Origin of the sequence: Mycolicibacterium iranicum (genome assembly GCF_014190915.1) — a bacterium.
Taxonomy (GTDB): Bacteria; Actinomycetota; Actinomycetes; order Mycobacteriales; family Mycobacteriaceae; genus Mycobacterium; species Mycobacterium iranicum_B.
The window spans coordinates 113,404-125,470 of record NZ_JACHVU010000001.1; the positions used below are offsets into that span (position 1 = coordinate 113,404).

Annotated in this window: 13 protein-coding genes; 9 read left to right on the forward strand and 4 right to left on the reverse strand. The window is 70.4% G+C overall.

All coding sequences use genetic code 11. From position 1 onward, the window contains the following. Positions 1-18 precede the first annotated feature (18 nt). From FHR72_RS00495 to FHR72_RS00510, 4 genes are read left to right on the forward strand one after another with little or no spacing between them, the layout of a single operon-like run. On the forward strand, positions 19-894 hold the full coding sequence (locus FHR72_RS00495) for a dioxygenase family protein (protein WP_183465955.1): 876 nt from the start codon (positions 19-21) through the stop codon (positions 892-894). Then, a complete protein-coding gene (locus FHR72_RS00500; RefSeq protein WP_183465956.1) occupies positions 891-2,414 on the forward strand; it encodes a GMC family oxidoreductase in 1,524 nt (507 codons plus the stop codon). Before FHR72_RS00495 ends, FHR72_RS00500 begins: the two co-directional genes overlap by 4 nt. Before the next feature lie 54 nt (positions 2,415-2,468). Beyond that, a complete protein-coding gene (locus FHR72_RS00505) occupies positions 2,469-3,698 on the forward strand; it encodes an FAD-dependent oxidoreductase (protein ID WP_183465957.1) in 1,230 nt (409 codons plus the stop codon). 10 nt (positions 3,699-3,708) lie between these two features. Next, complete coding sequence (locus tag FHR72_RS00510; protein WP_183465958.1) at positions 3,709-4,488, forward strand: SDR family NAD(P)-dependent oxidoreductase; 780 nt, start codon at positions 3,709-3,711, stop codon at positions 4,486-4,488. On the opposite strand, the gene FHR72_RS00515 is transcribed toward FHR72_RS00510, so the two are convergent. Then, positions 4,485-4,685, reverse strand: coding sequence for an excalibur calcium-binding domain-containing protein (locus tag FHR72_RS00515; RefSeq protein WP_183465959.1), 201 nt, complete (start codon positions 4,683-4,685; stop codon positions 4,485-4,487). The genes FHR72_RS00510 and FHR72_RS00515 overlap by 4 nt on opposite strands. A gap of 164 nt (positions 4,686-4,849) precedes the next feature. Here FHR72_RS00515 and FHR72_RS00520 point away from each other — a divergent pair, with 164 nt between their 5' ends. Beyond that, complete coding sequence (locus FHR72_RS00520; protein ID WP_183465960.1) at positions 4,850-5,572, forward strand: hypothetical protein; 723 nt, start codon at positions 4,850-4,852, stop codon at positions 5,570-5,572. 158 nt (positions 5,573-5,730) lie between these two features. On the opposite strand, the gene FHR72_RS00525 is transcribed toward FHR72_RS00520, so the two are convergent. Beyond that, positions 5,731-7,527, reverse strand: a complete 1,797-nt coding sequence (locus tag FHR72_RS00525; protein ID WP_183465961.1) for an Hsp70 family protein — start codon at positions 7,525-7,527, stop codon at positions 5,731-5,733. Between the two features lie 80 nt (positions 7,528-7,607). Between FHR72_RS00525 and FHR72_RS00530 the strand changes: the two genes are divergently transcribed. After that, complete coding sequence (locus tag FHR72_RS00530) at positions 7,608-8,066, forward strand: nuclear transport factor 2 family protein (protein WP_183465962.1); 459 nt, start codon at positions 7,608-7,610, stop codon at positions 8,064-8,066. Between the two features lie 22 nt (positions 8,067-8,088). Here FHR72_RS00530 and FHR72_RS00535 read toward each other — a convergent pair whose 3' ends face one another. Continuing rightward, on the reverse strand, positions 8,089-8,748 hold the full coding sequence (locus FHR72_RS00535) for a L,D-transpeptidase family protein (protein WP_311736006.1): 660 nt from the start codon (positions 8,746-8,748) through the stop codon (positions 8,089-8,091). A gap of 142 nt (positions 8,749-8,890) precedes the next feature. On the opposite strand from FHR72_RS00535, the gene FHR72_RS00540 reads away from it, so the two are divergent. Beyond that, entirely contained in the window at positions 8,891-10,384 is a 1,494-nt protein-coding gene (locus tag FHR72_RS00540) for a bifunctional phosphatase PAP2/diacylglycerol kinase family protein (RefSeq protein ID WP_183465964.1), read from the forward strand. On the opposite strand, the gene FHR72_RS00545 is transcribed toward FHR72_RS00540, so the two are convergent. Then, a complete protein-coding gene (locus FHR72_RS00545) occupies positions 10,338-11,009 on the reverse strand; it encodes a phosphatase PAP2 family protein (protein ID WP_183465965.1) in 672 nt (223 codons plus the stop codon). The two genes, FHR72_RS00540 and FHR72_RS00545, sit on opposite strands and share 47 nt — an antisense overlap. A gap of 59 nt (positions 11,010-11,068) precedes the next feature. Between FHR72_RS00545 and FHR72_RS00550 the strand changes: the two genes are divergently transcribed. Both FHR72_RS00550 and FHR72_RS00555 read left to right on the forward strand, forming a co-directional pair. Then, a complete protein-coding gene (locus FHR72_RS00550; protein WP_183465966.1) occupies positions 11,069-11,551 on the forward strand; it encodes a hypothetical protein in 483 nt (160 codons plus the stop codon). A gap of 14 nt (positions 11,552-11,565) precedes the next feature. Beyond that, a complete protein-coding gene (locus FHR72_RS00555; protein WP_183465967.1) occupies positions 11,566-12,048 on the forward strand; it encodes a hypothetical protein in 483 nt (160 codons plus the stop codon). Positions 12,049-12,067: the final 19 nt, after the last annotated feature.

A 12,067-nucleotide genomic window follows, 5' to 3' on the forward strand; every position in this document is an offset into this window, starting at 1 on the left:
ACCACAAGGAGGTCCGCCGTGCCCGCGGCCACCGACCAGGACATCACCGCGCTGGCGACGGCGCGGTGGGCCACCACCGACGACACCCGGCTGGCCGAGATCATGCCGGCGCTCGTCCGGCATCTGCACGCCCTCGCCCGCGAGGTGGAGCTCACCGAGCAGGAGTGGGCCACCGCGATGGCATGGCTCACCCGGGCCGGGCAGATCAGCGACGACAAGCGCGCCGAGTTCATCCTCGCCTCGGATGTCCTCGGGCTCTCGATGCTCGTCGTCGAGATGAACCACCATCGCACTCGCGGTGCGACCCCCGCGACCGTCCTCGGACCGTTCCACATCGCCGACTCGCCGCACCTCGCGTACGCCGCGGACATGGCCGGGCACATCCCCGGAATCCCGCTCTATCTCGCCGGCACCGTGCGTGACGTCGCCGGTGAGGCCGTCGCCGGCGCTGTGCTCGACGTATGGCACGCCGATCCGCACGGTCTGTACGAGGCCCAGGTACAGGCGGTGCAGCCGCGGCTGCGGGGCAGGTACACCTCGCGCCGGGACGGGTCCTACTGCGTGCGCACGGTGGCACCCGTCGGCTACTCCATCCCGATGGACGGTCCTGTGGGCGACCTGGTCTCCCGCACCGGCGTCAGCCCATACCGGCCGGCCCACCTCCATTTCCTGGTCAGCGCACCGGGTTACGAGAGCCTGACCACCCATCTGTTCGAGAAGGGCGCTCCCTACCTGCACTCCGACGCCGTCTTCGGGACCAAGCCCGAGTTGGTCGTCCCGTTCGACGCCTGCGAACCCGGCGCCACCCCGGGGGGCGGAACGTCCGACGTACCGTGGATACGCGTCGACTTCGACTTCGTCCTGCAGCCCACGCGCTCCGGTGGCGTCGCATGACCATCGCGCGCTCGTTCGACTACGTGGTGGTGGGCGCCGGTTCGGCCGGATGCGTCGTCGCCGCCCGGCTCTCCGCGGACCCCGCCGTGCGGGTGCTGCTCCTGGAGTCCGGCGGGTCCGATCTCAGGCCCGACATCGCCGCACCACCGGCGTGGCCGACGCTGTGGGGCACCGACGTCGACTACTCCTACGACACCGTCCCGCAGGCCGGTACCGGCGGCCTGCCCCACAGCTGGCCCCGCGGTCACACCCTCGGCGGGAGCAGCAGCATCAACGCGATGGTCTACCTGCGTGGCCATCGCAGCGACTTCGCCCGGTGGGCCGAGTCCGGGTGCACCGGTTGGGATTACGACTCGGTGCTGCCGTACTTCCGCCGGATGGAGACGGTGCGCACCGGGGACCCCCGCTACCGCGGAACCGACGGGCCGATGCACCCGGCGCCGGCCGACGCCGGGTTCGCGAACCCGCTCTCGCAGGTGTTCCTCGACGCCGCCTCCGCCGCCGGCTTCCCGGCCACGGCGGACTTCAACGGCGCCGACGGCGAAGGGGCCGGCTGGCACGACCTGTCGATCTGTGGTGGGGTTCGGCAGAGTGCCGCCGCGGCCTATCTGCACCCCGCGCGCGGAAGGTCCAACCTCACCGTGCTCACCGAGGCGCGGGTCCATCGGCTGCGTTTCGCCGGGAACCGTTGCCTCGGAGTCGACGTCGAGCATCGTGGCCGGCAGAGGACCGTGTACGCCGACGCCGAGGTGATTCTCAGTGCCGGCGCGGTGGATTCTCCCCGGCTGCTGCTGCTCTCCGGCGTCGGACCCGCTGCGGAACTGGAGAGCGCCGGGGTCACCGTCACCCACGATCTGCCCGGGGTGGGCCGCAACCTGCACGACCATCCGCTGTGCGGGGTGGTCTACGAGGCCGCCCGTCCGATCCCCGCCGGGCAGACCAACCACGCCGAGACGTCGCTCTCCTGGCGCAGTGACAGCGCCCTGCCCGGGCCGGATATGCAACTGATGTTCATCCACGTGCCGTTCCACCTGCCGCACCTCGTCGCACCCGCGAACAGTTTCACGCTGGCCGTCGCGACCGTGCCGGACGCCCGCGGATCCCTGCGCCTGGCGGGGCCGGATCCGGCGACGCCACCGCTGATCGATCCCGGTTACCTGGGCACGGAGAACGATGTACAGCGGATGCTGCACGGCATCGGCGTCGCGCGCGAGATCGCCGCCGCAGAACCGTTCGGGCCGTGGCGATCCCGCGAGGTGCTGCCCGGCCCCGGAGTCACCGACGAATCGGGACTCCGGTCCTTCCTGGCCCGCGGTACCGGAACGTACTACCACCCGGTCGGCAGCTGTGCGATGGGCACCGGACCCGCCGCGGTGGTCGATCCCTCTCTGCGGGTGTGTGGACTGACCGGGCTGCGTGTCGCCGACGCGTCGGTGATGCCCAGGATCGTCTCGGTCAACACGAACGCGGCGGCGATGATGATCGGCGAGAAGGCCGCCGACCTGGTGCGCACTTGCTGACCGGGCGCCGCCCGATCCGGCGCCGCGTGCGCGCAAAGGGGTTAAGGTGCGCCCATGAACGCAAGGACCGCGTGCGCCGTGGTGGGCGGCGGGCCGGCGGGCATGGTGCTGGGTCTGATCCTGGCCCGCGCCGGGGTGGACGTCACGGTCCTGGAGAAACACCCCGACTTCCTCCGCGACTTCCGCGGCGACACAGTGCATCCCACGACGCTGCGCCTGCTCGACGAACTCGGGTTGTGGCCGAGGTTCGAGGCGCTGCCCCACAGCCGTATCAGCGAGGCGAGCATCGACGTGGCGCCGGGGCGCTCGGTCACCATGGTCGACTTCGGCCGGCTGCGCCGCCAGCCCCACCCCTACATCGCGATGGTGCCGCAGTGGGATCTGCTCAACCTGCTCGCCGATGCGGGCCGCGCGGAGCCCACGTTCACGCTGCGGATGAGCACCGAGGCGACGGGCCTGCTGTGGGAGGGCGACCGAGTGTCGGGCGTGCGGTACCGCGATGCCGACGGCGAGGGTGAGCTGCACGCCGACCTCACCATCGGATGCGACGGGCGCGGATCGCTGGTGCGTCGAGACGCCGGGCTCGACGTCCGCGAGTTCCCGGTCGGTTTCGACGTGTGGTGGTTCAGACTGCCCCGGCACGAGGACAACGCGATCTACACGCTGGTGCCGCGGGTGATGCCGGGCAAGGCGATGATCGTGATACCGCGTGAAGGTTATCTGCAGATCGCCCTGCTCATTCCGAAAGGCACCGACGCCCAGCAGCGGGCCCGCGGTCTGGACGCCTTCCGTGCCGATGTCCTCGCGCTGCTGCCCGAGGCGGGCCACACTGTCGACGCGATCACCAGCCTGGACGAGGTCAAGATGCTCGACGTGCGGTTGAACCGGTTGCGGCGCTGGCACACCCACGGGTTGCTCTGCATCGGGGATGCGGCGCACGCGATGTCACCGGCCGGCGGTGTCGGTATCAACATGGCGGTTCAGGACGGGGTCGCCACAGCACGCCTGCTCGCCGAGCCGCTGCGCCGCGGCACCGTGTCCGACCGCGACCTGGCCCGGGTGCGGCGCCGCCGCGTCGTGCCGACCGCGGTGACCCAGGCTTTGCAGCGCCAGATGGACGCACGACTGCTCGGACCGATCGTGCGCGGTGGCGAGGTGTCGCTACCGTCCGTCGCCGGACTGGTGGAGCGGGCACCTTGGCTGACGGGCGTGCCCGCCTACCTCGTCGGGGTCGGGGTGCGGCCCGAACGCGCACCCGCGTTCGCTCGGAGACCGCCCGCGTAAGGTCACACCCGTGACCAGAACCGAGGGCAATCCGTTCGACCTGACCGGCCACGTCGCCGTCGTGACGGGAGGCGGGTCGGGCATCGGGCTCGGCATGGCCGAGGGGCTAGCGCGCGCCGGGGCATCGGTGGCGATCATCGGCCGTACCGCCCAGCGTCTCGAGGACGCCGCCAATATGCTGCGCGCACACGGCAATCCGGTCCTGCCCGTGGTCTGCGACGTCACCGACGAGCAGGCCGTGACCGAGTCCATGGCCCGCATCCGCGGGGAGTTCGGTTGGCTGGACTCGTGTTTCGCCAACGCGGGGGTGCGCGGTAGGTTCACCCCGGTGCTGGACACGTCGCTGGCGGAGTTCCGCTCGGTGACCAGCGTCGACCTCGACGGGGTGTTCCTGACATTGCGCGAGGCCGCCCGTCAGATGGTCGCGGCCGGACGCGGGGGCAGTCTGGTCGGGGTGTCGAGCCTGGGTGCGCTGCAGGGCATGCCCCGCCAGCCGGCGTACGCCGCGTCCAAGGCCGGGGTGACCTCGATGATGGACAGCCTGGCCGTCGAGCTGGCCCGGCACGGTATCCGCGCGAACACCATCCAGCCCGGCTGGTTCGATACCGAGATGACCGCCGAAGGACTCGCCGACGCGCGGTTCAGCGCCCGGGTGCTGCCCCGCGTTCCGGTCCGCAGGTGGGGCGCCGCCGAGGACGTGGCCGGTGTGGCGGTCTACCTGGCGAGCACCGCCAGCGCGTACCACACCGGGGACGTGTTGCGTCTCGACGGCGGCTACCTCAAGTTCTAGCTCTCGCAGCCGACTCCGTCGGAATCGCGGTCGAGCCAGGGCCCGTAGTACGGGGAGCTGGACGGGATGTCCTCCTGGCCGGCAGCAGCCGCTGCTTTGCAATTCGGGAAGGGTGCGGGCTGGGCGCTGGCAATGCCGACCGACACGACAGTTGCGGCGGCAGCGAGGAATGCCGCGGGGAGTAGCCGATGCATCATGAGGGCTCCACAGTGGTTGAGCTCGGAATATGTCGGATACGACGGTAAGAAGATATTGACGCTGGGGGAATCGGGGGATTCCCTTGTTCCCCGCCGCCACCCCCTCAGCAAACGGGATATCGGCGCGACGTTTGAGGACGGTGCGCGCCGGACATGATGTGACGGTGAACATGCTGCTGTCGACCCTGCCGACGCCCGCCGTGCACATCACGGACGCCGGGGTCGAAGCCGCCCTGACGGGTGCGGTGCGCATCATCAACCCGCTGCTCGACCTGCTGTGGGCGACCGATCCGTTCGACCTCAAGCGGCGGGACGACGCCCTCGGGCGGGTCCTCAACGCCGTCGACGTGCCGGGAACGCCGTCGTGGGACGACATGGACACCGATGCGCGCATCCACTGGTGGGTGTGGCGGGTCGGCGCGTTGAACACCGTTGCGGTGGCCTTCCCCGGCGTTCTGGGCGTCGTGGGGCGTCAGCTGCCGCTGCAGGACCTGATCGGCTTCGTCAGCCAGGCCGCGGTCCTGTGCGCGGTCGCCCGCGAACTGGGCGTGACCGACCAGCGGACCCAGGTGCGGATGCTCGCCTCGGTGCTGTGCGACAGGGACTTCTCGGTCATGGTCTACGACGGCGACACCAGCAGGCCGCTGGCCGCGCTGCCGCACAGCCCCGCCGGGGTGGCGAAGGCACTGTGGAACCTGGTGGGCCTGTTCGACGCGATCGGCGACGAGCTCGCCAAACGCCCGCGGCCGCGCGGACCGCTCAAATACCTGGGTCTGGTGCCCGGTGTCGGGGCACTGGCCGCCTATGTCGGTGAGTGCGGGGCGCTCGCACGCGCGGCCAAGAAGGGGCGGCGCTGGATCAAGCAGTCCAAATCCGTTGCGCGGTAACGGCCTAACCTGCAGAAAAAAGTCGGCCGATCGGCTGTCCCCTCCGCAGCCGATCGTGCCGACAGTGCAAACATAGGCGCGGGGGACCCCCCGAAGGAATCGGGGAAAACCCTATTTCTTGCCCGAGGAATGACCGGTGGTCAGCGTGGGGCCGACGGTTACGGACTCTCGGGCACCAGGATCGGAATCGGCACCGGCACGAAAGGCACGGTCAGATAGGTCGTCGTCGTGCCGACGGTCGGTGGCTCGGTCGTCGACGGCGGCGCCGTCGTCGTGGGCTGGGTCGTGGGCGGGGTTGTCGGTGGTGTCGTGGTCGGCACGGTCGTGGTGGTGGTCGGCGGCGTCGTCGTCGTGGTGGTCGTCGTGGTCGTGGTGGTGGTCGTCGTCGTGGTCGTCGTCGTCGGCGCCGTCGTCGCGGTGGTCGGCGGCGCGGCCGGCGGTGTGGTGACAGGCGGGGCCGCCGACGGCGCGGGCGGCGGTGGTTGCACCGTCTGCTGGGAGATCGTCAGGGTCTCCGGCGGCGGAGCGCTGCTCGGCACGAGCGCACTGCTCAGCGGTGCGTTGCCCGGCGTGGGCGGCGGGCGATCCGACTCGACGCTGGTCAACGCGATCGCGGCACCACCGACGGCCAGCAGCGCGATCGCGGCGATGACCCCGGTCAGCGCGAGCGGGAACTTCGGGCCCGGGCCGGAGTCCGGCGTGTCGTCGCGGTCGATGACCTCGGTGGCTGCGAAGGACTCGGGCAGAACGTACGGGTTCGGCCGCTCGTCGACGTCCGGACCGGTGTAGGGCACGACGTCGTCGGCGGGCGACTCGTCCTGCGACCAGGCCAGTGCGTAGGTGCTGTCGGCATCCGACGCGGCATCCGGCGCAGAGGGCGGCGGCACCGGCATCGGCACTGCGGCGGCGGCCACGGTGGAGGTGTCGGCACTGCGGCCGTACGCGGCGAACAGCGCGGCCCCGACGGCGGCATCGAGGGCGGGCCGCGGCGTCGTCACCACGGGAACCTGCAGACGCTGCGAAACCTGTTGTGTGAGAATCGGAATGGCGGCACCACCGCCGGCGAGGGCGACAGAGGACACGTCGCTCCATCCGATACCGTTGCGCGCCAGGGTTTCCTCGAGCGCCGCGAAGACGCCGTCGAGGGGGCGCGCGACGAGTTCTTCGAGTTCGGCGCGGGTCACCCTGACGTTGCCGCGGAAGCCGGGGATGTCGACCGCCACCTCGGTGGCGGTCAGCAGCGACAGTCGTTCCTTGGCGGCACGGCACTCGTCGCGCAGCCGGACCAGCGATCCGACGGCGGCCGTCTGTCCCGGGTCGTTCTCGCCGCCCCCCGGGACACCCGAGAGCACGTGGCCCAGCAGTGCCTGGTCGATCTGGTCACCGGCGAACTCGGCATAACGCTCGGTGGCGCCGATCGTCGCGAACGCCGACCCGGCGTCGACGGCGGTGATGCTCGTGCCCGCGCCGCCGAAGTCGAGCAGCACCGCCACCCCGCGCCTGTTCAGCCCAGGATTGGCGTTCAGCGCGGTCAGCGCCGCTTCGGTGTCCGAGACGAGCCGGGGCCGCACCCCGGCGGGGGCGAGGACGTCGCTGGCCGACAACGTCTCGGCCAAGGCCGCGCCGGTCTCGGGACGCCAGTACGACGGGATCGCGATGGCCACCTCGGAGACACCGCGCCGCGTCGCGAGGCCCGCCATCGATTCGAGCGCCTCGACCAGCAACTGGTCGGCGGGATAGGTGGCTCCGTCGGCGGCGACCAGCGGAACCGGGTCCCCGACACGTTCGACGAAACCGGACAGCACCGCCCCGCCGGCGCGTCCCACCGCGTCGCCGACCTCGGGGGCGCCGTGCTCGTAGACGGTCAGCACCGAGCGCCGGACCACGGGCTGATCACCGACAGTCGCCGCGGCGAGGTTGGTGGTCCCGACAGACAACCCCAACGCATCGCTCATGATTGGAGACACCCTAGACGGGCGGCATGGTGCTTCGCATCTGACACGCAAAGCGCCCGTTGTGTGCTGCAATGACGGCCATGAGTGACATCGACGACATCAAGCAGGTCAAATACCGCTACCTCCGTGCGCTGGACACCAAGCACTGGGACGAGTTCGCGGACACCCTGACCGAGGACGTCGTCGGCCGCTACGGCGAATCGATCGGCGAGGAACACCATTTCACCAATCGCGACGATCTCGTCAACTTCATGCGCAACTCGCTGGGACCCGAAGTGCTCACCGAACACCGGGTGAACCACCCCGAGATCACCGTCGACGGCGACGAGGCGACCGCGACGTGGTACCTGCAGGACCGGGTGATCGCGCCCGACTTCAACTTCATGCTGATCGGCGCGGGTTTCTACCACGACCGTTACCGCAAGACCGCCGACGGCTGGCGGATCAGCGAGACCGGCTACGACCGCACCTACGACGCGTCGATGAAACTCGATGCGCTGGAGTTCAAGGTCAAGCCCGGTCGCGCGCTCAACATCTGACCCCGTCGCATCACGCCGACGGTCATTCGGTGAGGGCGATCACCGCGCCCGGCCGCAGCCACCGCATGATCGTCACCAGCGTGGCGTCGTCGATCGCGACGCATCCGGCGGTGGCGCCCCCGTCGGTGCTGTGCACGAAGAAGGCGCCGCCCTTGCCGGGGATGCGCTCCTTGTTGACGCCCATCACGATCGCGTGCGCGTACTGCGGGATGTCGAGGTTCTCGGTCCCTGCGCTCAGCGAGGTGTTGAAAGGACAGTTCGCTTTGTCGCAGACCTGCATGGTGTTGTAGGTCGGGCTCTTCATGTCGCCGTCCCACCAGTGGTTGGACCCGACCTGGACGTACTTGAGGCCACCGCCGGGGTTGGGCTGGGTGCCGAACGCGAAGTCGAGGGTGTAGATGCCTTTGGGCGTCATCATCGAGCCGTCGAAGTGATTCGGCGACATGCCTTTTTCGCCGATCTTGGCCGGGATCCCGACGCCTCCGGTGACGGGCTGCCATCCCGCCGCGGCGCGTTCCCAGACGTCGAGCTTGGCGTCCGAGCCCCCGGTGCCGGTGACGGCCAGCACCTGGGTGGCGGGCCCGACGGAGTTGGCGAACCACGGGGAGAACTCGGCTGAGACCGGCGCCGCGGTCAGCAGCGCCGACAGCAGGGCGAGACAGAGCAGTATCGATAGGCGCACGGACGTCCGGTGTCGGTCAGGTCGCGGCGCGATCGGCATGCGCCAACTGTGCCACCCACATGCGCCGAATCGTTGCTTCTCCCGAGGAGGTGTCGGCCGGCGTTCGGGACGGGCATCCGACGCCGGCGGCTAGGTTGGCGTCATGGACCTTGTGCCCCTCAGACGTCGTGGCCGCGGAATTCGTCAGATCGGGCAGGGGCTCGGCACGCTGGACCGCGAGGTCTTCGAGGCGATCGCGGAGTCACCCAGCCCGCTCCTGGACGCGACGATGCCCCGGCTGACCAGGGCGGCCGACCACTCGAAGCTGTGGTTCGCGATCGCGGCAGGCCTCACGGTGGTCGGCAACGCGTCGGTGAAGCGGGGTGCCGCGCGCGGAGTGGCGACGCTGGCCCTGACGAGCCTGGTCACCAACCAGGGTGCCAAGCGGATCTGGAAGCGGGCGCGACCGAACTGGGCCTTCGTGCCGTTGGCCCGGCAGACGCGGCGCCACCCCACCTCGAATTCACTGCCGTCGGGTCATTCGGCCAGCGCCGCGGCGTTCGCGGTGGGTGTCGGCCTGGAGAACCCCGCGGTCGGGCTCGGTCTCGCGCTGCTGGCGGGGCTGGTCGGCATGTCCCGGGTGGCCACCGGGGCGCACTATCCCGGCGACGTGCTGGCCGGTTTCGGCCTCGGAGCGGGCATCGCGGTGCTCGGTGCGCGGATCGTGCCGCCCGTCGTCGAGACCCGGCTGCCCGGAGCCCAGCCGTTGCGGGTGGACACCCCACCGCGGCCCGAGGGGCAGGGCGTCACGCTGGTGATCAATCCGGCGTCGGGCAGCGGCACGGGCGCCCGGGTCCTCGACGAGGTCCGCGAGGCGTTGCCGAAGGCCGAGATCGTCGAACTCGGCGAGGACGACGACATCATGGAGGTGCTGACCGCGGCCGCCGAGCGCGCGGAGGTGCTCGGCATCGGCGGCGGGGACGGCACGGTGGCCGCGGCGGCCACGGTCGCCATCGACGCGGGCGTCCCGCTGGCCGTGTTCCCTGCCGGGACCTTCAACCACTTCGCCAAGGACATCGGCTGCGACACTGCGGCGCGGACGGTGGCCGCCATCCAGCAGGGCCAGGTGTCCTGTGTCGACATGGTGTGCCTGAACGAGAAGCAGATGGTGGTCAACACCGCGAGCATCGGGGCCTACCCGAAGTTCGTGCAGACGCGCGAGAAGCTCGAGCACAAGATCGGCAAGCCGCTGGCCGGCATCTACGCGATGTTCCACACCCTGCGCCGCGACGAGTCGGTGCGCATCGAGTTCGACAACCAGACCGTTCAGACCTCGCTGTTCTTCCTCGGTAACTCGACATACCTGCCGACGGGGTTCGCGCCGTCGCGCAGGACCCGGATGGACGACGGCCTGCTCGATGTCCGGATCCTGGAGACGGGGCGTCGGCTGAGCCGGCTGCGGATCCTGACGGCGGTCACGTTGGGCCGGCTGGAGCGCAGCCCGCTGTACCACGAGCTGCGGGTGCCGGAGTTCTCGTTCCGCTCGCCCGACGGGCCGACGGTGGTGGCGCTCGACGGCGAGGTCGGCACGGAGCTAGACGAGGCGAGCTTCAGCGTGCGCTATCGAGCGCTGCCGGTGTTTCGTCCGGCTGTGTGACGGCCGGCCGGGGCGGCAGCAGGAGCAGGCACACGACGAAATAGACGTAGCCGAGGGCCCACCCGGCGAGCACATCGGACGGATGGTGCACGTTGAGCATCACCCGGCCGATGCCGATCGTGACCACGACGACGACGCCGAGGGCGATGAGCGGCCGTCGCCACGATGCGCTCGCCGCGGGGACCGCGACGGTCAGCAGGGCCAGCACGGCGACCATCACGCCCAGGGCGTGCCCGGACGGAAACGACGTCCCCCACGCCGACACCAGCGCGGTGTCCGGCCGGGCGCGGTCGGCGAGGTGCTTGGCGATCTCGGTGACCAGGCCGCTGAGTTCGACGCTGATGACCAGGAACATCGCCAACCGGACGCGCCGCCGTACGAGCGCCACGACCACGACGACGACCACGACGATGCGGAATGCGCCGGGGCCGAGCAGAGTGCAGAAGATGTCCCAGGCGCTCACCCAGGCGGGGTGGCCGGACCCGAAGCGGTACGCGGGGTCAAGCGCGGCGTCATCGGCGCGCGCGAGCCACGCCCAGTCCTGCACCCACCCGACCCACAGCAGCGCGTAGACAGCGACTGCCGCCACGGCGCCGGCCACGAGCCCTTTTCGGTCCACTCTCACGAGTCAACCTGTACCCCAAACGGCTGAGCAAAGTGGTGACGGATCGTTACGATGCGCCCGTGGCCGGAGTCCTCCGCAGACTGTTGCGCATCGGCAAACTCCCGACCGCGCTGCGCGGCGAGGCGGAGGCCGAAGGCGTCGTCCACTTCTCGGACTGCCTGGGGGTCTGGGTGCGGTTCACCGGCGAGATCCCCGGCCGGAAGTCGGTGGGCCTGGTGCGCGGGTACGGCGGCGCGCTCGTGCTGACCAACAGGCGGCTGCTCGCGACGCTCGGCGCGCTGCCCGGACGGGCGGGACGTGCGGCCGATCTGCCGTGGAGCGCGCCGCAGACCGGAGTCGTGCAGGGCACGCTGTCCGAGACGGGCCTGGTGTTGGAGATCGCCGATCTGTCCCAGGTCGATCCGGCGTTCCGCGGGACGCTGTCGCTGACGTTCGCGACCACGCTGACCGCCGACGAGCTGTCCAGGGTGCCGACGCGAAGCGTCGCGTTCAACGTCCCGCCCCGGTTCGTCTACAGCGTGCTCGGCGTGCCACACGGCTGAGCTACCGTTCGAGCATGGCCGTATTCCTCCGGAAACTGTTCCGAATCGGCAAGCTGCCCAGCGCGTTGCGCGCCGAGGTCGACGCCGAGGGCATGCTCTTCTGTTCGGAGTACGTCGCGGTGACACGGCGCTTCCGCGGGACGGTGCCCGGTGTGCGGTCCGGCGGCAGCATCGCCAGCTACGTCGGCGCGCTCGTCATCACCAACGAGAGGGTGCTGGGCACGTTGTCGTCGGTGCCCAAGCTGGCCGGCCGCACGATCGACCTGCGCTGGGATGCCCCGCAGCAGGGCGCGGTCACGGCCGAGCTGAGCGCGACGGGTCTGATGCTGTCGGCCGACGTGGCTGCGATCGACTCCCGCTGCGAAGGCGAGCTGTCCCTGCACTACAAGGAGAACATCCCGGCCGAGGTGCTGGCGCGGTTGCCCCGCACCACGCTGGCCTACGACGTGCCACCGGAATTCGTGTTCCGCGCCGTCGGGGTGCCGTACCACCCGTGACCCCGACCCTGTCCTGGCT

Excerpts from the sequence above, each read along its gene's own strand:
- FHR72_RS00500 (WP_183465956.1), top strand. The coding sequence starts at position 891 with ATGACCATCGCGCGCTCGTTCGACTACGTGGTGGTGGGCGCCGGTTCG.
- FHR72_RS00505 (WP_183465957.1), top strand. The coding sequence starts at position 2,469 with ATGAACGCAAGGACCGCGTGCGCCGTGGTGGGCGGCGGGCCGGCGGGC.
- FHR72_RS00525 (WP_183465961.1), bottom strand. The coding sequence starts at position 7,527 with ATGAGCGATGCGTTGGGGTTGTCTGTCGGGACCACCAACCTCGCCGCG.
- FHR72_RS00555 (WP_183465967.1), top strand. The coding sequence starts at position 11,566 with ATGGCCGTATTCCTCCGGAAACTGTTCCGAATCGGCAAGCTGCCCAGC.
- FHR72_RS00515 (WP_183465959.1), bottom strand. The coding sequence starts at position 4,685 with ATGATGCATCGGCTACTCCCCGCGGCATTCCTCGCTGCCGCCGCAACT.
- FHR72_RS00530 (WP_183465962.1), top strand. The coding sequence starts at position 7,608 with ATGAGTGACATCGACGACATCAAGCAGGTCAAATACCGCTACCTCCGT.
- FHR72_RS00540 (WP_183465964.1), top strand. The coding sequence starts at position 8,891 with ATGGACCTTGTGCCCCTCAGACGTCGTGGCCGCGGAATTCGTCAGATC.